This is a genomic window from Curtobacterium pusillum (assembly GCF_007673235.1).
Taxonomy (GTDB): Bacteria; Actinomycetota; Actinomycetes; order Actinomycetales; family Microbacteriaceae; genus Curtobacterium; species Curtobacterium pusillum_C.
In genome coordinates, this window is the sequence record NZ_VDZH01000005.1 from 37,735 (window position 1) to 60,574 (window position 22,840).

Genomic DNA, 22,840 nt, shown 5'->3' on the forward strand with positions numbered 1-22,840 from the left:
CGACAGCGACGAAGTCGCTCCTTGCGGACGCGGGCAGTCGCGGACGCGCGGTTGCGACATCTCCGATGTCGTACGACATCGGAGATGTCGCACCGGGTCCGCGCCGCCGCGCACCACGGACGCCACTGGACGGGACCACCGACGGACTGGAGGCGCGGTGCCAGCCCGCACCGCGCCTCCAGTCCGTCGTCAGGCGCGTTCCGTGCGCCGCCCTCGCTACGCCGCGGGCGTCTCGGCGGGCGCCTTCGACGCCCCGTAGACGGCGGTCAGGATGCTCTCGACCCACTGGATCAGCGCGTCGTCCGGCAGGGTCTCGCCGTGCGGCTTCGGCAGCGGGATGCTCGCGGCGTCCTGCTGCGGGAACCACCGGGCGCCCGGGAACATCCGCTTGAGCCGCACCTGTGCCGAGTCCGGGAGCTCCTTGCCCGCGACCCGCAGGTTCGACCCCATCACGACGACGTCGGACAGGCCGACCTGCTGCGCCATCCGCCGGAGCCGCGAGACCTCGACGAGGGTGAGCACCGGCTGCGGCGGCTGGCCGTAGCGGTCGGTGAGCTCGTCGAGGACCATGTCGATCCCCTCCGCCTGCGCCGCGGGGGCCGAGGCGGCGGAGAGCTTCTGGTACGCCTCGAGCCGGAGCCGTTCGGACTCCACGTAGTCCTCGGGGATGTGCGCGTCGACGGGGATCTCGAGCCGGAGTTCGGTCTGCCCCTCGGCGACGTCCCCGCGGAACTGCGAGACGGCCTCGCCGATCATGCGGAGGTAGAGGTCGAACCCGACGCCCGCGATGTGTCCGGACTGCTCGCCACCGAGCAGGTTGCCCGCGCCGCGGAGCTCGAGGTCCTTCATGGCGACCTGCATGCCCGCGCCGAGCTCGTTGTTCGCGGCGATGGTCTCGAGGCGGTCCTGCGCGGTCTCGGACAGCGGCTTGTCGGCGTCGTACAGGAAGTACGCGTAGCCACGCTCGCGGCCACGACCGACACGTCCGCGCAGCTGGTGCAGCTGCGACAGCCCGTACTTGTCGGCCTTGTCGATGATGAGCGTGTTGGCGTTCGCGATGTCGAGGCCGGTCTCGACGATCGTGGTCGACACGAGGACGTCGAACCGACGCTCCCAGAAGTCGACCATGACCTGCTCGAGCGTCGACTCGGACATCTGCCCGTGGGCGACGGCGATGCGGGCGTCCGGCACGATCTCGGCGAGGTGCGCGGCGACCGACTGGATGTCCTTGACGCGGTTGTGCACGTAGAACACCTGGCCCTCGCGCAGGAGCTCGCGGCGGATCGCGGCGGCGACCTGCAGGTCCGACTGGGGTCCGACGAACGTCAGGATCGGGTGCCGGTCCTCGGGTGGGGTGGCGAGCGTGGACATCTCGCGGATGCCGGTCACCGCCATCTCCAGCGAACGCGGGATCGGGGTCGCGGACATCGCCAGGACGTCGACGTTCGTCTTGAGCTTCTTGAGCTGGTCCTTGTGCTCGACGCCGAACCGCTGTTCCTCGTCGATGATGACGAGGCCGACGTCCTTGAACTGGATGCCCTGGGACAGGATCCGGTGGGTGCCGATGACGATGTCGACGGTGCCGTCGGCGAGGCCCGCGATCGTCTCCTTCGACTCCTTCTCGGTCTGGAAGCGGCTCAGGGCCCGCAGGTGCACCGGGAAGCCCGCGAAGCGCTCCTGGAAGGTCTCCATGTGCTGGCGGACGAGCAGCGTCGTGGGGACGAGCACGGCCACCTGCTTGCCGTCCTGCACGGCCTTGAACGCGGCACGGATCGCGACCTCGGTCTTGCCGTAGCCGACGTCGCCGGAGAGCAGGCGGTCCATCGGGATCGGCCGCTCCATGTCGCGCTTGATCTCGTCGATGGTGGTGAGCTGGTCGGCGGTCTCCGCGAACGGGAACGCCTCCTCCAGCTCGCGCTGCCACGGGGTGTCCGGGCCGAACGCGTGCCCCTTCGACGCCATGCGCGCCGAGTAGAGCTTCACGAGGTCGACGGCGATGTCGCGGACGGCCTTCCGCGCCTTGCTCTTCGCCGCGGACCAGTCGCTGCCGCCCATCTTCGACAGGGTCGGGGACTCGCCACCGACGTAGCGCGAGAGCTGGTCGAGCTGGTCGGTGGGCACGAACAGCTTGTCGCCCGGGTAGCCGCGCTTCGACGGCGCGTACTCGAGCACGAGGTACTCGCGCTGCGTCTTCACGGCGTTGCGGCCGCCGCTGGACACCTCGCGCGAGACGAGCTCGACGAACTTGCCGATGCCGTGGGTGGCGTGCACGACGACGTCGCCCGGCTTGAGCTGCAGCGGGTCGACGACGTTCTTCCGCCGGCTCGCGAGCTTCTTCACCGTGCGGGCGCCCTGCTGGACGCTGCGACCGTAGAACTCGGCCTCGCTGAGGAGCGCGATGCGCGGATCCGGGGTGGCGAAGCCGTGCTCGACGGTGGCGGTCGTGACGATGGCCACGCCGGGCTCGGGAGGCGCGGTGAGGGCTTCGGCACGGGCTGCGACCCCGGCGTCGGCGAGCACCTGCACCGCCCGCTCGACGAGCCCCTGGCCCTGGGCGGTCACCACGACGGCCCATCCGTCGTCGGTGAGCTGCTTGACGTGCGCGATCGCCCCGTCGGCGCTGCCGGCGAAGCTCGGGACGGCCTCGGCCCGGACGCGGATGTAGTCCCCGGCCTCGGCCACCGCCTCGGCGTCGGTGAGGACGCGCTCGGTGTCGCCCTCGTCCAGCCCGGAGTCGAACGGCGACACCGTCCACCAGGTGCGCTGCCCGCGGCCGTTCTTGAGCTGCTGCACGGACAGGAAGTTGCCGGCGTCGAGGTCGATCGGCGCCTGGGCCCCGGCGACCGCGGCACTCCACGCGGCCTGCAGGAACTCGGTGTTCGTCTCGGCGAGGCTGTGCGCGCGCCCGCTGACCCGCTCCGGCCCGAGCACCGTGATGACGGCGTCGGTCGGCAGGTAGTGCGTCACGGGCACGAGGTCCTGCACGAGGGCGGGTGCGAGGGACTCCATGCCCTCGACCGGGATGCCCTCGGCGATCTTCGCGAGCATCTGGGACAGGTTCGGGAACTCGTGCAGCATCTCGCGCGCCCGCTGCCGGACGTCGTCGCTCAGCAGGAGTTCGCGCGAGGCCGTGAGCTCGACCGTGCCGAGCTCGTCGTCCGTGGTGCGCTGGTCGGCGACGGAGAAGGCCTTGATCGCCTCGATCTCGTCGCCGAAGAAGTCGACGCGCACGGGGTGGTCCGCCGTCGGCGGGAAGACGTCGAGGATGCCACCGCGCACGGCGAACTCACCGCGGCGGGTGACCAGGTCGACCCGCGCGTACGCCATGTCGACGAGCTGCCCGGCGATCGTTCCGAGGTCGTTGCCCCGGGAGTCCGTCCGCAGCACGACCGGAGCGAGCGAGGTCAGGTTGCCCGCGATCGGCTGCAGCGCCGCGCGGACGCTGGCCACGACGACGGTGGTCCGGCGCTCCCCCGCTGCGGCGTCCTGCCACGCGGCGAGCTTGCGGAGCGTCGCGATGCGCGTGCCCACGGTCTGCGCGCTCGGGCTGAGCCGCTCGTGCGGCAGGGTCTCCCACGCCGGGAACTCGAGGACCTCGGCGTCGGGCAGGTAGCTGCCGAGCGCGTCGCGGACCGCTTCGGCCTCGCGCCCGGTGGCCGTGACCACGAAGAGGCACTGCGGCCCGTTCCGCTCGGCCAGGAGCGCGCCCAGCAGCGGCACGCGCAGGCCGTCGACGACCGAGAAGTCGGCGTCACGGTTCGCGGTGCGGAGGACGCGATCGAACGCGGAGGCGCGCGAGAGCGCAGGGATGATGCCCGAGATCGTCACTCAGGACATGGTACCGGGGAGGTCCGACACCGGACCGGGCGTGCGCAGCTGGCGAACGGGGCGGTCAGCGGAGGCGACGCCGACGGCCGACCGCTCCGAGGACGACACCGGCGACGACGGCGGACACCGCGAGTGCGGCCCCGGGGACGACGAGCGCAGTCCCGGTCATCGCGAGCACCGGAGCGCCGGACCCGTGCGGTGGCGTCGCCGACGCAGCCGGCCCCGTCGCAGCACCGGTCGGGTCCGCGCCCGTCGGGGCCGCGCGGGTCGGGACCGTGCCGGTCGGAACCGCGGTCGTCGGGGGCGTACCACCGGGTGACGGGGCGGCCGCCGGCGGCGACGACGCCACCTCCGACGCCGACGGAACTGCCTCCGACGGCGATGGCACGGCCTGCGACGGTGACGCCGTGTCCTGCGGAGACGACGCCGTCCCCGACGCGCTGCCCTCGTCCACCCGAGCGGCCGTCACCACCCGCTGCCGGTTGTAGTCCGCGACCGCCAGGCGTCCCGCACCGACGGACACTGCGGTGGGGTTCACGAGGACGCTGCCGTCCGGTGCCGCGTCGAGCACGACCGACCACCCGTCGACGCCGAGCGACCACACACGACCGCCGCCGTTGTCGACCACGTACACGGCGCCCCTCGGGTCGACCGCCACACCGAGCAACCGCGCACGGTCGACGGTCGGGAACCCGAGCGACTCCGCCGACGGCTCGTCTTCACCACGTGCGAGCCGCCAGACCTCGTCGGTGACGGCGTCGCTCACGACCAGCGCCGTCCGGTCCGGTGTGAGCGCGACACCCGCCGGGTCGCTCCAGGGCCCGTCCACCGCCGTCCACGCGCCGACGCCGAGGTCGGCCGTCCAGAGCGCGCCACTGCCCGGCGCGGCCGCCCACACCGTCGAGCCCTCCACCGCGAGTTCGGACACGGCACGGCGGGTCGGCGGCGCGGGGACCCGACGCACCACGGCTCCCGTCGCGTCGAGCACCGTGACCGTGCGACGGCCGGCCTCGGCCACGACGAACCCACCGTCCGGCAGGGCGGCGACCGCCGATGGGTTCCACATCGCTGCGGCGTGGGTCCCGAAGCCGGCGATGGTCTCCCACGTGCCGTCGGTGCCCTGGCGGAGGACGCCGTTGGCTGCGAAGTCCGCGACGACGAGCCTGCCGATGTCGTCGAACGCGACGTCGTTCGGCGCGACGAACGACGATGCGACCGGAGGTGCCGCAGTGTGGACGCCGTCGACGCGCCACGGGACGCCGGCCGCGGCCGCTCGGGTGGTGGTGAGGGCGCCGGCGAGGCCGAGGGCCACGAGCGCGAGGACGCAGACGGACGCTGCCCACGGCAGCACGACGGGCCCTCTCCTGCGCTGCGGCGTGGTCGCGCGGCTCCCCATCGGTGCTCCCGGTCGTCGTCACGGGGGCGCTTCCCCCGGCGTGAAGCTACCGGGGCCGGGGGACGCGGGGGTCCCCCAGTTCGGGGACCGTGCGCCGATGGGACAGGTCAGGACGGGGCGTGCACCCGCTGCTGTGCGGCGAGGAGTCCGAGGTCCGCGATCGCCTCCACAGCGTCCGCGCCGTCGGCCAGCAGGTTCGGCAGCGTCTTCTTCTCGGTCGGCGAGAAGTCACGCAGCACGTAGTCGGCGGGGTCCTGTCGCCCGGGGGGTCGGCCGATGCCGATCCGCACGCGGGTGAACTCGTTCGTCCCGGTCGCCTTGATGATGTCGCGCAGGCCGTTGTGCCCGCCGTGACCGCCGCTGCCCTTGAGCCGCACGGTGTCGAACGGCAGGTCGAGCTCGTCGTGCACGACGACGAGCGACTCCGGGGGGGCGCTGTAGAACCCGAGCACGCTGGACACCGGACCGCCGGAGGTGTTCATGAACGATCCCGGCTTGGCGAGCACGAGCTTGGGGCCGCCGGGGACCAGACGCCCCTCGGCGACCTGGTTCGGGGTCTTGTGCTTCTTGAACGTCGCGCCCATCCGGGCAGCGAGTTCGTCGAGGACCATCTGGCCGACGTTGTGACGGTTCCCCGCGTAGCCGGGCCCGGGGTTCCCGAGCCCGACCACGATCAGGGTGCGATCCGCCACAGCGTCGACCAGATGTCCGCGAAGGGGGTGTTACTCGCCGTCGACCGGGGCGGAGCCGCCCTCGGCACCGGCTTCGGCGCCGGCCTCGGCAGCTGCCTCGTCGGCGGCGTCGTCGTCAGCGGTGCCACGCGGGGTCACGATCGCGACGACGAGGGCCTCGGCGTCGGTCTCGAGCTCGGCGCCCTCGGGCAGGGTGAGCTGCGAGGCGTGGATCTGCGTGCCGTCCTCGAGGCCCTCGACGTCGACCACGACGTGCTCGGGGATGTCGGTCGCGAGCACGAGCAGCGAGACCGTGTTGAGGTCCTGCACGTGGATGGTGCCGGAGAAGGACTCGCCCTCGACCACGACGGGCACGTCGACCGTGACCTTCTCGCCGCGGCGGAGGACCACGAGGTCGATGTGCTCGATGATCTGGCGCACCGGGTCACGCTGGACGTCCTTGACGAGGGCGAGCTGCGCCGCGCCCTCGATGTCGAGGTCGACGACCGCGTTGGCGGTACGGACGAGCAGCATGGTCTCGTGACCCGGGAGGGTGATGTGCTTGGGCTCGGTGCCGTGGCCGTAGACGACCGCGGGGATCTTGTCGGCGGCACGGAGCTTGCGAGCAGCGCCCTTGCCGAACTTGGTGCGGACTTCCGCTGCGAGCTTGGTGTAGTCGGCCATGATGTCTCCTGGTCTCGGGGGCGACACCGGGGTGCCGGCATCGTGGGGGTCTGTGGTGTTGCAACTCGAACGCGTACACGCGTGAGGAACGCTCCCAGGACTGGGCCGGCTCTCCCACCGCGTCGATCACGGCCGCGCATGCGCGGCCCTCGCCGAAGTCAGTCACCGAGTCTAGCAGCACCGGTCCGGGCGTGTCGGCCCACGCCCTGGACGTGGGTACAGGGCGGCCTGGAGGCGCGTGGCGGGCCCGCACCGCGCCTCCAGACCGCTCGTGGGTCGCCTAGTGGCCGGCGGCCTCCGCGCCCTCCGGCACCTTCAGGAAGCACAGGACCACGAACGCGAGGACATACAGGAGGACGAAGGTCCACACGACGCCACCAGGGCCGCCCCAGGGCAGGACCGCGCTGACGACGGCGTTGCCGAGGAAGGTCGCGCCGCCGGCCGCGGTGGCGTACATCGCCATCGCCGGGCCGCGACGCTCCTCGCCCGCGAAGGCCGGGACGATCGCACCCATCGGGGTGAAGCCGGCGAGCATGATGCCGAACACCGTGCCGGCCGCCGTCGCGAGCCAGAAGCCCCACTCGGAGCCCGCGGGCACGAGGTGCGGGACGTACCACCAGGCGAGGAGCCCCACCGCGGAGGCCGCGATGCCGAACCACTTCACGGTGCGGATCCAGCCGATGCGGTCGCCGAGCGCGCCGAAGAACGCGTTGAAGAGGATGTTGCCCGCGTAGACGATCACGGTCATGGTCAGCCACTTCGACTGCCCCCAGCCGAGTTCCGTGCCGATGATCGCCGGCATGATCACGAACATGCCGAACTCCGGTGCCGTGTTGACCAGCCGGATCACGACGGCGAGCAGGACCTTGGGGCGACGGATGCAGACCTCGATGCCGGACGCGATGACCCGGGCCGCGGAGTGCTCGCGCGGAGCGATCCGACCGAGGCCGGTGGACTCGTGCACGCCGAAGCGGACGATCAGCCACCCGGCGACGACGAACACCAGCGAGGCCGCCATCGACCAGGTCTCACCGAGCGAGCCGCCGCCGAACGCGGGGATCGTGCCGATGGCGATGAGCGAACCGAGGGTCGGCAGGCCGCCGGTGAACACGACGTAGAACCAGCCGACGGCGGTGGCGTTCCGCTCCCGGGCGACGGTGTGGTTGATCCAGCAGAGGAACGAGAACGCGAACAGCGGGAAGCCGAGGCCGCGGAGGAAGTACGTCAGCGCGATGAGCCCGACGGACGCCGTGGGCAGCGCCGCGAGGAAGGCGACCTGGAACACGACCCAGAGCACGGCGCCGATGGTCATGACGCGGCGTGGACCCCAGAGCTCCGAGAGGACCCCGGCGAAGTACGACGCGACGAGGACCGCCACGCCGTAGATGCCGATGACCATGGCGGCGCTGTCGGCCCCGCCGCTCCCCAGGACGCCCGCGATGTGCGGCGAGATGAAGTTCGACTCGATGCCGTCGCCCGTCATGAAGACGAGCACGCCGAGGAAGCCCCAGCGCAGTGGGTGCGGGATGCCGAGGCGGGCGAGGAACGGGGTGCGCTGCGTGGGCGTGCGCGTGGCGGGTCCCGCTACGGGTGCGGGGACGCCGTTCGGCGGGGTCAGGGTGCTGGTTCGGTTGGTGCGGGGTTCCGACATGTGGTCGTCTCTCCTGGTGGGCCCCCGGAGTGCTCGACCCGCATCGCGGCATTCTCCGGGGTGCGCCGCGCACCGTGACGCCACCCGCGCAGTGGCTGCGGGTGGTCGATCTTCGGCGATGATGTGGGTCCTGAACCCGGGGCGGCGTGCTGCGGCGTGCGCTTGCTGCTGCGGGTGCCGCGCGTGCCGATCCCCGGCGGACCATCGCCGGCCCGAGGCATGGTGCCCGACATTAGACCGCTCCAACGCCCGTCGTCAAGAACGACAACTGTTGCGTAACGATGTGGGCGGCGGGGCCGTTCCGCGCGTAGGAGGCCGTTCCGCTCGTGGTGTGCCGTTCCGCGCGTGGTTGGCCGTTCCGCGTGTACCTGGCCGTTCCGGGCGTACTCAGCCGTTCCTTCCGACCCGGTACGCGAGATTCCGCTCGCTACCTCGACCGCTATGGGAAGGAACGGGCACGCTCGGCCCCCACCGGACGTCGGACGGGATGCAGATCTCGCTCTAGGCCCGGCGTCCCTTCCGCGCTGCGGTGAAGGCATCGCGTGCGCGGTCGCTCGCGGCTTCGGCGTCGTCGCGGCTGCGCTCGAGGCGTTCGACCTCGGCCGTCGCCGCTGCGAGCGCGCGTTCGAGCTCGGCGCGACGGTCTTCCGCGGCTTCCAGATCACTCTCCGCGCGGTCGAGCGCGGCATCTGCCTCGCGGGAGGCCGTGCGCGCCTCGGCTTCGGCCTCGCGGGCAGCCCGGCGCTCCGCCGCCGGGTCGGTCTTCGGCTCGCGTTGCGGCGCCGGCTTCGGTTCCCGTGCGGGAGCAGGCCTGGAGGCGCGGCTCGGCTTCCGGGAACGGCGCGCCTGGTCGATGGGGATCGGTGGTGCGTCGCTGCCGGACCAGGCATCCGGCACTGCATCGGGATCCGCGAGTGCGCCGTCGAGGTCGACCTCGTCGAACCCCACGCTCTCGAGCGGCCGGATGAGCAGCCCCGACCGGACGGCGGCTCCGGCGTGCGGATCGGCCATCGCGGCCTCGATCGTCGCTCGCACCTGGTCGAGCACCGCCCTCGTCACCGGGTGTCCGGCCTGCTCGGCGAGGTCGGCGCCTGCCTGGGCGAGTGCTCCGACGACACCGGACCGCTGCCGGCGGAGCGTCGCGATCTCCGTCGGGTCGGCGTCCGCCTGGGCCTTCCGCAGTGCGGGTCCGAGGTCGACGGCGTCGTCGAGTGCACCTTCGTCCGCCAGGAGGTCGATCACCCACGCGGCCGGGGCCGGCTTCCGCAGCGCACCGATCGCCGTCGCGAGGTCGCGGTCGTCCTTCCGGGCCGCGCGCTGCCGTGCGGTCCGCTCGGCCACGAAGTCCGCGGGCGCGACGAGGAGCAGTTCCCTCGCCACGTCCGCGAACCCCATGCGGCCCAGCTTGCCCGCTACCAGTCGTGGACGGTTCCGTCGGCCAGCCGGTTGAAGGGCAGGTAGGCCTGCTCGTACGGGTACTTGCCCGCTTCGTCGACGTCGAGCGAGACCCCGAGGCCCGGCTCGTCGCCGGGGTGCAGGTACCCATCGGTGAACGTGAACGTCTGCCGGAACACCTGGTTCGTCTTCGGCCCGTGCTGCATGTACTCCTGGATGCCGAAGTTGTGGATCGCGAGCCCGAGGTGCATCTGCGCCGCGAGGCCCACCGGGGAGATGTCGGTCGGCCCGTGGAACCCGGACTTGATCTGGTACATCGCCGCGTAGTCCATCGTCTTCTTCAGCGGGCTGATGCCGCCCATGTGCGTGACCGCGCCGCGGACGTAGTCGATGAGCTGGTCGCGGATGATGTCCTTGAAGTCCCAGATCGTGTTGAAGACCTCGCCGATCGCGAGCGGCGTGGTGGTGTGCTGGCGGACGAGCTTGAGTGCCTCCTGGTTCTCGGCGGGGGTGCAGTCCTCGAGCCAGAACAGGTCGTACGGCTCGAGCGACTTGCCGAGCTTCGCGGCCTGCAGCGGGGTCATCCGGTGGTGGCCGTCGTGCAGCAGCGGCAGCTCGGGGCCGAACTCGTTGCGGACGGCCTCGAACACGGTCGGCACGTGCCGCAGGTACGCCCGGGTGTCCCAGTCCTCCATCGCCGGGAACGCCCCACGCTGCGCCGGCTCGAAGTCGTACCGGACGCCGTCGTTGCCGACCGTGGTCTTGTTCGACGCGATGCCGTAGATGGACTCGAGGCCCGGCACGCCCGTCTGCACGCGGATCGACCGGTAGCCCTCGGCCTGGTGCTCCCGGATGGAGTCGAACAGCTCCGGCAGTTCCTTGCCCGATGCGTGCCCGTACGCCATCAGCCCGGTGCGGGAGGCCCCGCCGAGCAGCTGGTACACGGGCATCCCCGCGACCTTGCCCTTGATGTCCCAGAGCGCCATGTCGACGGCGGCGATCGCGGCCATCGTGACGGGACCCCGGCGCCAGTACGACGAGCGGTAGAGGAACTGCCACGCGTCCTCGATCCGGCTCGCGTCACGACCGATGAGGAGCGGGACGACGTGTTCGGACAGGTACGCGGCTGCGGCGAGCTCGCGCCCGTTCAGCGTCGCGTCGCCGAGACCCGTGACACCGTCGACGGTCGTGATCTTCAGCGTGACGAAGTTCCGGTTCGGGCTGGTCACGATGACCTCGGCGCGCTCGATGAGCTGGCCGCGGTCCGTGGACGCCCACGTGTCCGGGCGGCCGGCGGTCGGGTCGCTCGCGGCACCCGTGTCCGCCGCACCCGGCACCGGGGCCGCGGGGTTCGTGGTCGTGTCGGTCATGCGGGGACTCCTTCGTCGGTGCGGGTGGTGGTGCTGGCACGGATGCGGTCGGCGGCGGCCGTCACCGCCGTCACGGTCGCTTCGGTGTCGAGGTCGGGGGCGATGACGCGCAGTACGTCGTGCAGGTCCGAGTCTGCCCCGGGCGCTCCGGCGTCGCTCACGAACTCGGGTTGGTCGGTGACGTGCAGCCACCACGCGGCGATCGCGGTCGCGGCTCCGGGACCGATGCCGGCGGACGGGTCGCGGGCGAGCCGGTGCCGGAGCACGTCGACGACCCGGACGGGGAGCTTCTCGGAGCCTCCCGACGCGATCTGCCGCAGGGTGTGCCGGATGCGGGGGTTCGCGAACCGGTCGACGAGGGCATCGCGAGCTGCGGTGATCTCGGCCGAGGGAAGCGGGAGTTCGAGCGCTGCTTCGTCCCAGAGCTGTTCGACGGCCGCGCGGCAGACCGGGTCGCCCATCGCGGACGCGACGGTCTCGTGCCCGAGCTGCAGGCCGAGGTACGCGAGCAGGGAGTGCGAACCGTTCAGGAGCCAGAGCTTCCGCTGCTCGTACGGGGTGACGTCGTCGACGATGCGGACGCCGGCGGTCTCCCACGACGGCCGGTCGATGTCGTCGAAGGCGTCCTCGAGCACCCACTCCGAGAACGGCTCGGTGACCACGGGCACACGGTCGCCGTCGAGCGCTCCCGGGAGCGCGGCGAGGTCCGCGACGTCGGCCTCGGTCGTGGCGGGGGTGATCCGGTCCACCATCGACGACGGGAAGGAGACGTTCGCCTCGATCCACGAGCGCAGTCCGGCGTCGGTGGTGGCTCCGAGGACGGCGTCGCGCAGGACGTCGCCGTTGTGGGTCAGGTTGTCGAGGCTGATCAGCGCGATCCGGCCGGAGCCGGCGGCACGCCGCGCGTCGAGCCCTGCGACCAGGCGAGCCGGGACGTCGGAACCGGCCCGATAGCCCTGCTCGGTGACCGTCAGCGTGACGATGGTCGTCTCCGGGGACGCGACCGCGCACCTCCAGGCCGTGTCGTCGCTGCCGGGGTGCGCCGCCACGATCGCGTCGACCACGGCGGCGTCGTCACCCGACGCGGCACGCGTGACGAGCGTGTACCGGCAGCCCTGGGCGACGAGCGCGTCGGCGACGGCCGGCGAACGACCCGTGAAGGCGGTGATGCCCCACTCCCCCGCGTGCTGCGTGTACCAGGCGAGGTGGGCACGCGCGAACGCACCCACCCCGAGGTGGACGATGCCGGGTCGGCGATCGGTCATGCCGACACCGGGACGAGGGACTTGAGGTAGGCGAGGTTGTCGGCGGTCCGGGCCTCGAGCGGGAGGTCGGTGGAGAAGTCCTCGATGGTGACCCAGCCGTCGTAGCCGACCTGGCGCAGGGCGTCGAGGTACTCGGACACCGACGCCTGGCCGGTCCGGAGCGGTGCCCACTCGTTCCGCCAGACGGTGCTGCCGTCGGCCCGGGTGTCGCCGGAGTCGACCCAGCGGGCGTTCTTCACGTGGGCGTGCGCGAGGTACGGGCCGAGGAGCTCGAACGCCGCGAGGTGGTCCTCCTGCCCCTCGATCACGAGGTTCCCGAGGTCGTGGATGACCCCGACGTGCGCCGGGTCGAGGCCGTCCACGAGCCGGAGCGCGGCCGACGCCGAGGGCGTGATCGTCATGTGGTGCAGCTCGACGAGGGCCTTCACCCCGAGTTCCGTCGCACGGGAGACCGCCCACTCGAGGTCGGCGCGGGTGCGGTCGAAGATCTGCGCGTAGGTCTCCCCCGTCCGCTCCTTCTCCTGCCGGTACATCGGCATCGAGACGCGGACCTGGCGGGCACCGAGCTCACTCGTCACGCGCAGCATCGTGTCGACGCCGTCGCGGTTCGACGCCTGCTGGTACCCGCCGATGCCGGAGTACTCGAGCCCGGCGGCGTCGGTGATGCGGGCGATCTCACCGATGTTGTCCTCGATGCCGGTGAACTGCCACGTCGAGTTGTTGCCAGCCCAGAACGAGCGGCCGCTCGGCACCTCGGCGCCGTCGGCCGGGCGGTCGTCGACGATGCGCCACTCGATGCCGTCCCAGCCCTGCTCGGCCAGCGTCGAGGCGGCCTGCGACGGGGTCCAGTCGGGGGTGGACGCGGTGAACACGGAGAACTTCATCGGTTGGCTCCTTCTGCTGCGTGTGCGCCGACGACGGGGACGACGTCGTCGTAGGCGCCCTCGATCACGTCGTCGATCCGGACGGGCTTGCCGAGCGTCGCGCTGACGTAGAGGCCGCGGACGGTGGCGAGGGACACGAGGGCTGCGTCGACGGTCACGCCGGGGTCACGACCCTCGCGGATCGCGGCGACGATGTCGGTGTACTGCCGTCCGTGTCCGGCGGCGAAGTGGTCGGGCTCGGCCGGGCCGCCGACGACGTGCTCCGGCGGGACGACCTGGTCCTTGTGGTCGACCGCTCCCTCGACCGCAGAGGCGTTCGAGGTCGTCGAGGCGGACTCGAGCGTCGCGCTGTCGGGTGCGATGTGGAAGTAGGCGAGCCGGTCGTCGTCGACGATCGCGGACCCGTGCGTGCCGTACACGGCGTAGCGGGCGGAGAGGCCCGGGTACGCCGCGGTCGTGCAGTGGATGACCCCGAGCGCCCCGCCGGCGAACCGGACGGTGGCGACGGCGGTGTCCTCGACCTCGATGCGGTCGTGCGCGAGCAGCCCGGTCTGCGCTGAGATCTCCACCGGTCGACCGAGTGCCCAGACGAGCAGGTCGACGGTGTGCACGCCCTGGTTCATCACCGCACCGCCGCCGTCGAGGGCCCAGGTGCCGCGCCAGTCGCCGGAGTCGTAGTAGCCCTGCGACCGGTACCAGGCGACGCTCGCCAGGCCCGAGGTCACCGTGCCGAACCCGCCGTCGTGGGCGGCTGCCGCGACGGCGGCGGACGCCGGGTCGAAGCGGTGCTGGCTGATGACGCTCGTCACCAGGCCGCGGTCACGGGCAGCAGTGGCCAGCGACGCGATCTGCCGGGCGCGCGGCATGGTGGTGTCGAGCGGCTTCTCGATGACGACGTGCTTGCCCGCGGCCAAGGCGGCCTCGGCGAGCTGCACGTGCATGCCGGACGGCGAGCAGATCGCGACGACGTCGATGTCGGTCTGCGCGATCGCTTCCTCGATGGTCTCGGTGGTGATCGGGCGCGCCACGCCCATCGCCTCGATCTCGTCGGCGGCGCTCGTGGCCGCGGCGGGGACGGCGTCGACGAGGGCGACGACCTGCAGGTCCGGGTGGTGGACGGCGACCTTGGCGTGGTGGCGTCCGATGACGCCGGCGCCGACGACTGCCAACTTCAGTGGGGTGGTCATCGCAGGGTGACTCCGATCTGGTCGGTGAGGGTCCGGAAGGCGCGGCCGGCGCGACCGAAGGCCGCGGGACCGGAGAACCCGCCGAGGTGGGTGAAGTCGCTGAGGTGCGGCTCGAGGGAGGCGTAGCCGGAGTACCCGGCGTCGCGGAGCGCGGTGAGCGTCTCGAGGAGCTCGCCGTCGCCCTCGCCCGCGGGTACCACGGAGGAGTCGGTGGCGAGAGCGTCCTTGACCTGCAGGTAGTCGACGTAGGGCGCGAGCCGGGCCCAGCCGTCGGTGAACGGCTTGACGCCGCACTGCACGTAGTTCGCGTTGTCCCACGCCAGGCGGAGCGCCGAGGACCCGACGCTCTCGACGATGTCGAGCACGCGCTCCGGGACGTCGCCGTAGATGTCCTTCTCGTTCTCGTGCAGCAGCGTGACGCCTTCGCGCTCTGCGAGGTCGGCCAGGGCGCGCATCCGCACGAGCACGTCGTCGCGGACGGCCTCGGGCGCGCGGCCCTCGAAGTAGAACGAGAAGATCCGGATGTTCGTGGTGCCGAGCGCGTGTGCGGCGGCGATCGCGCGGCCGAGTCGCTCGACCTCGTGCTCGACGGGCTCGTCGACGGCGACCTTGCCGATCGGTGAGGCGATCGCGGAGACGGTCTGCCCGCGTTCCTGGAACAGGCGGTGCAGGCCGGCGCGCTGGTCCTCGTCGAGATCGACGACGTTCACGCCCCAGGCGCTGCGGACCTCGATGGCGCTGGCTCCCAGCGCCTGGAGGACCGCGACCTGGATCGCGGGATCGGCGTCGATCTCGTCGCCGAAACCGGAGAGCTCCCAACTGAGCTGGGTCATTGCATTCCCTTCGTGGTGACCGGAAGACCAGCCTGGCGGCGCGGGGCGGGCTGGCACCGCGCCTCCAGGCAGTCTGTGGAGAGTTCGGCAGACTCCACAGCGCTACTTGACGGAACCGGCGGTGAGACCGCCGACCAGGTAGCGCTGGAAGATCAGGTAGAGGGCGACGACCGGTACGGCGCAGACGATGGACGCGGCCATCATCTGGCCGTAGATCGGGACGGCCCCGCCCTCCTGGGTGGTGCCGAGCACCTGCAGGACCACGGCCACGGTGCGCGTGTTCGGGGTGGTCATGATCGTCGAGAACAGGACGTCGTTCCAGCCGAGCAGGAACGCGAAGATCGCCGACACGACGATGCCCGGCCACGACAGCGGCAGGACGATCTTCGTGAGGATCTTCGTCGATGAGGCGCCGTCGATGCGGGCGGCTTCCTCCAGTTCCTTCGGCAGGCCACGGAGGTACGTGACCATCACCCAGGTCGAGAACGGCAGGGCGAACGTCAGGTACGTGACGAACAGGCCCCAGCGCGTCCCGATGATCTGCACGCCGGTCGCGCTCGCGATGTTCGAGAACACCACGAACACGGGCAGGAGCAGCAGGGTGCCGGGGATGGACTGCAGCGCGAGCAGTCCGCGCAGGAACGTCAGGCGTCCGAGGAACCGGAAGCGGACGAGGACGTAGGCGGTGGACACGGCGAGCGCGGCGCTCGCGACGGCGACGGCACCGGCGGTCAGGATGCTGTTGACCAGCCCGGACCCGAGCGCGACCGTCGACCAGATGTTGACGTAGTTCGACAGGGTGAACTCGGACGGGAAGTACTCGCCGCGGGCGACCGCGACGTCGGAGTTCACCGAGCCGAACAGGATGTAGAGCACCGGGACCGCGATGAACGCGATGATGACGGCGATCACGGTCACGAGCAGCCAGCGCGGCAGGAGCCGGGTGACGTCCGTGTCGTAGGGGCGCTTGTGCCGACGGCCGCGGTCGCCGGCGGTGATGCTCTCGGTCAGCGTCGCCGTGGGACGGGTCCGCGTGGAGGTGGTGAAGGCGCTCATGCTCGGGCTCCGTCGATGTCGGCGGCAGCGGCCGGGGTCGCTGCGGCGAGGGTGCGCCGGTCGGCACGGCGCTGCTTCCGGTTGGGGCCGGCGTCGTCACCGGTGTCGAGCTTGACGGCCCGGAGGTAGACGAACAGCGGGATGGCGACGATCACGAGCGAGCAGATCGCCATCGCCGCGGACAGGCCGAAGCGGAACGACTGGAAGCTGGCGATGTACGTCAGGACGGGCATCACCTCGACGCTCGACGGCAACGGGATGCCGAAGAGCACGAACGGCAGGGTGAAGTTGTTGATGTTGTGCAGGATCGAGATGATGATCGCGAGCGACAGCGGTCCGCGCAGGTACGGGAAGATGATGTAGCGCAGCTTCGCCCACCAGGTCACCCCGTCGAGGGCGGCGGCCTCGTGCACCTCGTTGTCGACGGCCTGCAGTCCGGCGAGGGAGAGCAGGTAGACGAACGGCCAGCTCGTCCAGATCATCACGCCGGCGAGCGCCCAGTACGACGCCGAGCCGTTCAGCCAGAGCACGTCGGTGTGCAGGATCGAGTTCACGACGCCCTGCGGCTGGAGCATGGTCCGGAAGAACGTGCCGACGACGAACGCCGGGAGCACGTACGGGATGAGGTAGATCGACCGGACGAGTCCGCGGCCGGGGAACCGGTTCTGCGTGGAGATCGCCGCGGCGACCCCGATCGGCACGGTGACCGCGGTGACGAGCACCGACAGCGACACCGAGATCCAGATCGAGTGGAGCAGCGGCGAGTCGGTGAAGGCCTCGGCGAAGTTCTGGAACCCGATGAACGGGGCGCTGAACCACTGGCGCAGCGTGTACTGGTCGAGGTCGAGCATCGCGATGTACACGCCCACCAGGAGCGGCACGACGATGACGGCGAGCATGAGGACGCCGCCGGGCAGGAGCATCCAGAGCGGACGTTCGCGCTTGTACAGCGGGGTCTTCCCGTGCGGCCGCACCTCGCGGCCGTGCTGCTCGCCCGCACGCGGTGCGGGGGTCTGGACCTGCGTCATCACAGGCCTCCGTTCTTCTGCCGGTCGAGCGTGGACTGGGCGTCCTTCTGGGCGTCCTGCAGACGCTTCCGGAGCTGGTCGTCGGTCACCTCGCCGCTCTTCAGCGACGGGATGGACTGGACGACGACGTCCACGAGCGAGAGCTGGATGTCCGACCAGGCACCGGTGAAGGCGGTCGGCTTCGAGAGCTTCCCGGCGTCGATGATCGGCTTGAGCTGCGGGTTCGCCGCCGCGAGCTGGGCCGCGGCGTCGGTGTTCGTCGGCAGGTTGCCGAAGAGCTTGTAGTACTCGAGCTGGGCCTTCGGCGTGCTGAGCTGCTTGATGAAGTCGAACGACAGGTCCTGCTTCTTCCCGTAGTCGGCCACCACCCAGTTGTCGCCGGAGAGGATGCTCGCGGCCTCGATGCCGTCGGCCGGCCGTTCGTCGGCTCCCGGTGGGACCGTCGGGAGCAGGGCGAACTCGTACTTGCCGTCCACGGGGGTGTTCTTGAACGAGTTGATCGCGGTGGTCGTCGTCATCGGGAAGAACGCGGCCTTCCCCTCGGTGAACTGCGCGAGGGCCTGGGCGTTGTTCCACCCGATCGCGGCCTTGTCGACGACGCCGTCCTTGGTGACCCAGTCGAAGTAGGTGCGGTAGGCGTTCTGGACGGCCTTCGTGTCGATCTCGGCCTTGCCGTCCTTCGACACGATCGTGTTGCCGGCGTTCTGCGCCATGCCCCAGACGAACTTCCATGGGTCGAAGCCGTCCGCGTAGGCGATCGCCATACCGTGCCGGTCACCCGTGGTGGTGGCCTTCGCGTCCGCGGTGAGCTCGTCCCAGGTGGTGGGCATCGAGTCGATCCCGGCGTCGGCGAGCAGGTCCTTGTTCACGGCCATCACGAACGGACGGCTGGCGAACGGGATGCCGATCTGCTTCGAGCTGCTCGGACCCGAGATGCCGAAGGACGCAGGGTCGAACTGGTCCTTGCCGCCGACCGCCTTCCAGTCCTTCGAGTCCATCTCGACGAAGGCGCCGGTGGCGTACGCGGTGGGGGTGAACGTGCTGCCGATGGCGTACACGTCGGGGCCCTGCCCGGAGATGACGCTCGTCTGGATGGCCGTCAACTCCTCCTGCGCGGAGGAGTACGTCTCCCACTGGACCTTCGCCCCGGTGGTGCGCTGGAACTCGGCGGCGACGTCCTGCTGCCACTGCTTGCGTTCCTTGGGGTAGGTGGTGTCCGCGCCCATCATGACGCGGAGGGTGTTCGGGTCGTCGCCGCTGCCGTTCACCACGGCGCACCCCTGCAGGGACAGCGCGGTGAGGGCGACCACGGCCACGGCACCGATCAGGGTGCGTGTCCTGAGTCTTCCTGTGCTCATGCGGGGGTTTCCTCCTCGAGACCTCCTCCCGGGAGCGACGCTGCGTCCCGGGTGCCGGGTGGTCGTGCCCCCGGCGTGACACCACTGTTCCCGTCATGGCAACATCCGGCAACCGGTTGCCACTTGTTGCCAGACCGGCCTACGTTCGGCAGCGTGAGCAGCGCAGACACCGACACCGCCCGGCGGGTGACCATCCGCGACATCGCCGACGCGACCGGTGTGGCTCCGTCGACCGTGTCCCGTGCGCTGTCGCTCCCCGACCGGGTCAACCACACCACGCAGCAGCGCATCCAGCAGGCGGCCCGCGAGCTCGGCTACGTCCCGAACTCGCAGGCGCGGGCGCTCACGTCCGGCCGGACCCGAGCGGTCGCCGTCCTGGTCTCCGACATCACGAACCCCTTCTACTTCGACGTCATCCGCGGCACCCAGCACCAGCTCGCCGGTGCCGGGTGGACACAGCTCCTCGTCGACACCGAGGAGTCCGCCGACGCCGAGATGGCCGCCCTCAGCGCGATCGCCGGGAAGGCCGACGGGGCCGTGCTCACCGCGTCGCGACTCTCCGACGCGCAGATCGCCCGGTTCGCCGAACGCACCCCGCTCGTCGTCGTGAACCGCCGGCCCGCCGGGGTCCCCTCCGTCCTGATCGACACCCCCGGCGGGGTCGAGCAGGCCGTACAGCACCTGGTGTCGCTCGGCCACCGGGACATCCTGTACGTCGCCGGCCCGGACAGCTCGTGGTCGAACGAACGCCGGTGGAAGGCCCTCGTGCGCGTCGCCAAGCGGCTCGGCGTGCGGGTCGCCCGCGTCGGTCCGCACGCCCCCTTCGTGGACTCCGGCGCCGCGGCCGCCGACGCCGCCGTGCACGCCGGCGCGACCGCCTGCATCGCCTTCAACGACCTCATCGCGATCGGCATGCTCACCCGGCTGCGGGAGCGCGGCGTCCGCGTCCCCGAGGACATGAGCATCGTCGGCTGCGACGACATCTTCGGCGCCGACTTCTGCAACCCGCCGCTCACCACCATGACGTCGCCGATCGAGCGCGCCGGACGGGTCGCGATCCGCATGCTTCTGGGCCGACTCGGCGCGATCCCCGCCGAGGAGCTGCCCGGTGAGCACATGAGCGGCGCCGTCGCGTTGCCCACCCACCTGACCGTCCGCGAGTCCACCGGCCCCGCGCCCGCCCCGCACCCGTCCTGAAGGAGTCGACGATGACCCAGCTCAGCACCGCCACCCCGCTCGCCCCGCACCCCGACCGGCTCTTCGCCGCCGACCCGGGAGCGCGCGCGGTCGCCCGCACGGTCTACGACGCCGTCAAGGACGCGCCGATCATCTCGCCCCACGGTCACGTCGACGCCTCGCTGATCGCGGACGACCAGCCGTTCGAGGACCCCGCGTCGCTGCTCATCACGCCGGACCACTACGTCCTGCGGCTCCTGCACGCGAACGGTGTCGGACTGGAGGCGCTGGGTCGCGCCGACCTGTCCGGAACCCGTCCGGGCTCGCAGGCTCGCCCGGCGGGGTCGGCGCATCGCTGGCGCGATGCCGCTGAGCCGACCCCGCCAGGCAGGTCCGTCTGGCGGACGCTGGCCGAGCACTGGGACGACTTCCTCGGGACCCCCGTCCGCTACTGGTTCGAGACGGAGCTGCACGACGTCTTCGGGCTGACGGAGCAGCCGTCGGCCGCGAACGCGGACGCCCAGTACGACCACATCGCCGACCTGCTGGCGTCACCCGCGTTCCGTCCGCGCGCTCTGTTCGACGCCTTCGGCATCGAGGTCCTCGCGACCACCGACGCCCCCACCGCCGACCTCGCCGCGCACGCGCGGCTCGCCGCCGACCCCACCTTCACCGGCCGGGTGGTCCCCACGTTCCGCGCGGACGCCGTGTTCGACCCGTCGGGATCGGACTGGAGGCACGTGGTCGCGTCGATCGGTGAAGCCGCCGGCATCGACACGGGAACCCACGACGGGCTGCTGGCGGCTCTCCGCGCGCGTCGCCAGTACTTCATCCAGCACGGCGCGACGGCCACCGACACCGGGGTCCTCGATGCCGGATCGGCACCGCTGTCGGCGTCGGAGCGCTCGCGGATCCACGCGGCCGCGCTCTCGGGTCCGGAAGGCGTGACCGCCGCGGAGGCCGTCGCGTACCGGCACGACATGCTCTACCGCTGGGCCGAGATGAGCGTCGAGGACGGCCTCGTCATGCAGCTCCACCCCGGGGTGCACCGGAACCACCACGCGCCGACGCTCGAGCGCTTCGGGCCGGACACCGGGCACGACCTGCCCGCGGTCGGGTCCTTCACCGAACCGCTGCGCCCCCTGCTGGAGTCCTTCGGCACCGCGCCCGGCTTCCACCTCGTGCTCTTCACCGTCGACGAGACCGTGTTCTCCCGCGAGATCGGTCCGCTCGCCGGCTTCTACCCCGCCGTGTACGCCGGCGCTCCCTGGTGGTTCATCGACACCCCGGCGGCGATCGGACGGTACCGAGCGGCCATCACCGACTCGGCGTCGTTCACGAAGACCTCGGGGTTCATCGACGACACCCGGGCGTACTGCTCGATCCCCGCGCGGCACGACATGGCCCGCCGGGCGGACGCGGCCTACCTGGCATCGCTCGTCGTGACGCACGAGATCTCCGAGGAGGACGCCGTCCGCACCGCGCGGCGCATCGTGTCGGACATCCCGAAGGCGACGTTCAAGCTCTGAGCGCGTGCGGCGGGGTGCGGGCGCTGTTCCGCAGTGTGCGAGGTTCCGCGGATGGTGCGAGGCGCGCGGCGTCGCACACTGCGCGAAACCTCGCACCGTCGCGGCCGTGCCTCGCACGGTGCGAGGGTCAGCTCCGTGCGCCGCCTCGCACGGTGCGACGCATGAGCACGCGGGGGACGCCGTTCAGCACGGACGTCGTGTCCACCGCGTGCTCGAACCCGGCGTGCTCGAACAGCGCGCGGGTCCCGACGTACGCCATCGTCAGGTCGACCCGTTCGCCGCGGTTGTCGACGGGGTAGCCCTCCACCGTGCGTGCGCCGTGATCACGGGCGAAGTCGACCGCGCCCGCGAGCAGCGCGTGCGAGATGCCCTCGCCCCGGTGCCCCGGCCGGACCCGGATGCACCAGACACTCCACACGGTCCTGTCGCCCGGCTCGTCGAGGTGCGGGATCTTCCGGTTCCGCGCGAACGTCGTGTCCGGGCGGGGGTGCACCGCGGCCCACCCGACGACCTCACCGCCGTCGTACGCCAGGACCCCGGGCGGCAGGTCCTCGTCGAGCAGTGCTCGGACGCGATCCCCACGCGCCGTCCCGATGAGCGCCTGGTTCTCCTTCGCCGGGATCCGGTAGCTCAGGCACCAGCACACGTTCGCGTCCGGGCGCTTCGGCCCGACCATGGTGCGGACGTCGTCGAAGGACGTCGCGGAGCGCACCTCGATCGTCATGCCACGAGCATGGCACCCGATCGTCGGAGGAGTTCGAGCGATCGACCGATCTCCCGCTCGGCGGCCGTGGTGGTGTCCCGGGACCAGTTGCACTCCAGCGAGACCGAGCCGCGGTAGCCGCCGTCGTGCACGGCGTGGAGGAAGTCGCGCCAGACGTCGTCGCCGCCCTCGGCCCCGAGCGGGAGCCGGTCGCGATCGCTGACGTGCACGTGGCCGATGCGGTCCCCGTGCTCGCGGAGGACGTCGAGTGACTCCCCCTCGTTCCGGATGTGGAACAGGTCGGCGACGACGTCAACCCCGTCGATGGCCGCGTCGTCCAGGAACCGGACGGCCTCGGCGAACGAGTTCAGGACGTTCGTCTCCGACCGGCTCAGCGGTTCGAGCACGATGCGCAGGTCGTTCGCCACGGCAGTGTCCCGGGCCGTGCGGAGCACCTCGGCGAACCGGCGGTCGGCCTCGGCCTCGGGCATGCCGTCTGGTGCCGTCCGGGCGGTCCCCGACCCGAACACGATCTTCGCGCCGGGGTCGGCGACGGAGTGGACGATCGGGAGGACGGCGTCGAAGTAGCCCCGGACGGCGGTGGGTTCTGCGGTCAGGAGCGGGAGGTCTCCGGGGACGAGGATCGCGAACGACGGGAATCGGTCACCGGCGTAGAGGTCGTTCAGCGCCCAGTCACCGCCGTCACCGTCCGGCTGGATCACCAGGTTGCCGGCGATCGTCGGTTCCACGTGGTCGGCGCCCGCACGACGGACGGCCTCGGTCAGTTCTGCTCCGGCGACGACGCCGAATCCGGTGAACGACATGG

General features: G+C 71.4%; 18 protein-coding genes. 2 read left to right on the top strand and 16 right to left on the bottom strand.

Going from position 1 to position 22,840, the window contains the following annotated elements:
* Window positions 1-216: 216 nt before the first annotated feature.
* The 14 genes from mfd to FS532_RS14165 all read right to left on the bottom strand — a co-directional run bounded on the left by mfd (window position 217) and on the right by FS532_RS14165 (window position 18,606).
* Entirely contained in the window at window positions 217-3,828 is a 3,612-nt protein-coding gene (gene mfd, locus FS532_RS14100) for a transcription-repair coupling factor (RefSeq protein WP_144755613.1), read from the bottom strand.
* Between the two features lie 64 nt (window positions 3,829-3,892).
* Window positions 3,893-5,224 carry a hypothetical protein gene (locus tag FS532_RS14105; RefSeq protein ID WP_144755616.1) on the bottom strand — a complete coding sequence of 444 codons (1,332 nt, stop codon included), beginning with the start codon at window positions 5,222-5,224 and terminating at the stop codon, window positions 3,893-3,895.
* 107 nt (window positions 5,225-5,331) lie between these two features.
* Complete coding sequence (gene pth / locus FS532_RS14110) at window positions 5,332-5,916, bottom strand: aminoacyl-tRNA hydrolase (protein WP_144755619.1); 585 nt, start codon at window positions 5,914-5,916, stop codon at window positions 5,332-5,334.
* A gap of 30 nt (window positions 5,917-5,946) precedes the next feature.
* Window positions 5,947-6,579 (bottom strand): 50S ribosomal protein L25/general stress protein Ctc, encoded by a 633-nt coding sequence (locus FS532_RS14115; protein WP_079238354.1) that lies wholly within the window; start codon window positions 6,577-6,579, stop codon window positions 5,947-5,949.
* Between the two features lie 280 nt (window positions 6,580-6,859).
* The gene (locus FS532_RS14120) at window positions 6,860-8,230 is read right to left on the bottom strand and encodes an MFS transporter (protein WP_144755622.1); all 1,371 of its coding nucleotides are present in this window, start codon (window positions 8,228-8,230) and stop codon (window positions 6,860-6,862) included.
* Window positions 8,231-8,731: 501 nt separating this feature from the next.
* Window positions 8,732-9,625 (bottom strand): hypothetical protein, encoded by an 894-nt coding sequence (locus FS532_RS14125; RefSeq protein ID WP_144755625.1) that lies wholly within the window; start codon window positions 9,623-9,625, stop codon window positions 8,732-8,734.
* A gap of 17 nt (window positions 9,626-9,642) precedes the next feature.
* On the bottom strand, window positions 9,643-10,995 hold the full coding sequence (gene manD, locus FS532_RS14130; protein WP_260852746.1) for a D-mannonate dehydratase ManD: 1,353 nt from the start codon (window positions 10,993-10,995) through the stop codon (window positions 9,643-9,645).
* The gene (locus tag FS532_RS14135) at window positions 10,992-12,260 is read right to left on the bottom strand and encodes a mannitol dehydrogenase family protein (protein WP_144755628.1); all 1,269 of its coding nucleotides are present in this window, start codon (window positions 12,258-12,260) and stop codon (window positions 10,992-10,994) included. The genes manD and FS532_RS14135 overlap by 4 nt, the downstream gene beginning before the upstream one ends.
* Window positions 12,257-13,144, bottom strand: a complete 888-nt coding sequence (locus FS532_RS14140; protein WP_144755630.1) for a sugar phosphate isomerase/epimerase family protein — start codon at window positions 13,142-13,144, stop codon at window positions 12,257-12,259. Before FS532_RS14140 ends, FS532_RS14135 begins: the two co-directional genes overlap by 4 nt.
* Window positions 13,141-14,331, bottom strand: a complete 1,191-nt coding sequence (locus FS532_RS14145) for a Gfo/Idh/MocA family oxidoreductase (protein WP_144755633.1) — start codon at window positions 14,329-14,331, stop codon at window positions 13,141-13,143. The genes FS532_RS14140 and FS532_RS14145 overlap by 4 nt, the downstream gene beginning before the upstream one ends.
* Window positions 14,328-15,164, bottom strand: a complete 837-nt coding sequence (locus tag FS532_RS14150) for a sugar phosphate isomerase/epimerase family protein (protein WP_144755636.1) — start codon at window positions 15,162-15,164, stop codon at window positions 14,328-14,330. Before FS532_RS14150 ends, FS532_RS14145 begins: the two co-directional genes overlap by 4 nt.
* 102 nt (window positions 15,165-15,266) lie before the next feature.
* Window positions 15,267-16,220: a carbohydrate ABC transporter permease gene (locus FS532_RS14155; protein WP_079238347.1), complete on the bottom strand. Its 954-nt coding sequence runs from the start codon at window positions 16,218-16,220 to the stop codon at window positions 15,267-15,269.
* Window positions 16,217-17,248 (bottom strand): carbohydrate ABC transporter permease, encoded by a 1,032-nt coding sequence (locus FS532_RS14160; RefSeq protein WP_144755639.1) that lies wholly within the window; start codon window positions 17,246-17,248, stop codon window positions 16,217-16,219. The genes FS532_RS14155 and FS532_RS14160 overlap by 4 nt, the downstream gene beginning before the upstream one ends.
* The gene (locus tag FS532_RS14165) at window positions 17,248-18,606 is read right to left on the bottom strand and encodes an ABC transporter substrate-binding protein (protein WP_144755643.1); all 1,359 of its coding nucleotides are present in this window, start codon (window positions 18,604-18,606) and stop codon (window positions 17,248-17,250) included. The genes FS532_RS14160 and FS532_RS14165 overlap by 1 nt, the downstream gene beginning before the upstream one ends.
* A gap of 153 nt (window positions 18,607-18,759) precedes the next feature.
* On the opposite strand from FS532_RS14165, the gene FS532_RS14170 reads away from it, so the two are divergent.
* Both FS532_RS14170 and uxaC read left to right on the top strand, forming a co-directional pair.
* Entirely contained in the window at window positions 18,760-19,803 is a 1,044-nt protein-coding gene (locus FS532_RS14170; protein WP_144755646.1) for a LacI family DNA-binding transcriptional regulator, read from the top strand.
* An 11-nt stretch (window positions 19,804-19,814) separates the two neighbouring features.
* Window positions 19,815-21,311, top strand: coding sequence for a glucuronate isomerase (uxaC, locus tag FS532_RS14175; protein ID WP_144755649.1), 1,497 nt, complete (start codon window positions 19,815-19,817; stop codon window positions 21,309-21,311).
* A 127-nt stretch (window positions 21,312-21,438) separates the two neighbouring features.
* On the opposite strand, the gene FS532_RS14180 is transcribed toward uxaC, so the two are convergent.
* The gene (locus FS532_RS14180; protein WP_144755651.1) at window positions 21,439-22,035 is read right to left on the bottom strand and encodes a GNAT family N-acetyltransferase; all 597 of its coding nucleotides are present in this window, start codon (window positions 22,033-22,035) and stop codon (window positions 21,439-21,441) included.
* Window positions 22,032-22,838, bottom strand: a complete 807-nt coding sequence (locus FS532_RS14185; protein ID WP_186322050.1) for a sugar phosphate isomerase/epimerase family protein — start codon at window positions 22,836-22,838, stop codon at window positions 22,032-22,034. Before FS532_RS14185 ends, FS532_RS14180 begins: the two co-directional genes overlap by 4 nt.
* Between the last annotated feature and the right edge of the window lie 2 nt (window positions 22,839-22,840).

Excerpts from the sequence above, each read along its gene's own strand:
- FS532_RS14105 (WP_144755616.1), bottom strand. The coding sequence starts at position 5,224 with ATGGGGAGCCGCGCGACCACGCCGCAGCGCAGGAGAGGGCCCGTCGTG.
- FS532_RS14115 (WP_079238354.1), bottom strand. The coding sequence starts at position 6,579 with ATGGCCGACTACACCAAGCTCGCAGCGGAAGTCCGCACCAAGTTCGGC.
- FS532_RS14120 (WP_144755622.1), bottom strand. The coding sequence starts at position 8,230 with ATGTCGGAACCCCGCACCAACCGAACCAGCACCCTGACCCCGCCGAAC.
- FS532_RS14125 (WP_144755625.1), bottom strand. The coding sequence starts at position 9,625 with ATGGGGTTCGCGGACGTGGCGAGGGAACTGCTCCTCGTCGCGCCCGCG.
- manD (WP_260852746.1), bottom strand. The coding sequence starts at position 10,995 with ATGACCGACACGACCACGAACCCCGCGGCCCCGGTGCCGGGTGCGGCG.
- FS532_RS14135 (WP_144755628.1), bottom strand. The coding sequence starts at position 12,260 with ATGACCGATCGCCGACCCGGCATCGTCCACCTCGGGGTGGGTGCGTTC.
- FS532_RS14140 (WP_144755630.1), bottom strand. The coding sequence starts at position 13,144 with ATGAAGTTCTCCGTGTTCACCGCGTCCACCCCCGACTGGACCCCGTCG.
- FS532_RS14145 (WP_144755633.1), bottom strand. The coding sequence starts at position 14,331 with ATGACCACCCCACTGAAGTTGGCAGTCGTCGGCGCCGGCGTCATCGGA.
- FS532_RS14150 (WP_144755636.1), bottom strand. The coding sequence starts at position 15,164 with ATGACCCAGCTCAGTTGGGAGCTCTCCGGTTTCGGCGACGAGATCGAC.
- FS532_RS14155 (WP_079238347.1), bottom strand. The coding sequence starts at position 16,220 with ATGAGCGCCTTCACCACCTCCACGCGGACCCGTCCCACGGCGACGCTG.
- FS532_RS14160 (WP_144755639.1), bottom strand. The coding sequence starts at position 17,248 with ATGACGCAGGTCCAGACCCCCGCACCGCGTGCGGGCGAGCAGCACGGC.
- FS532_RS14165 (WP_144755643.1), bottom strand. The coding sequence starts at position 18,606 with ATGAGCACAGGAAGACTCAGGACACGCACCCTGATCGGTGCCGTGGCC.
- uxaC (WP_144755649.1), top strand. The coding sequence starts at position 19,815 with ATGACCCAGCTCAGCACCGCCACCCCGCTCGCCCCGCACCCCGACCGG.
- FS532_RS14180 (WP_144755651.1), bottom strand. The coding sequence starts at position 22,035 with ATGACGATCGAGGTGCGCTCCGCGACGTCCTTCGACGACGTCCGCACC.
- FS532_RS14185 (WP_186322050.1), bottom strand. The coding sequence starts at position 22,838 with ATGTCGTTCACCGGATTCGGCGTCGTCGCCGGAGCAGAACTGACCGAG.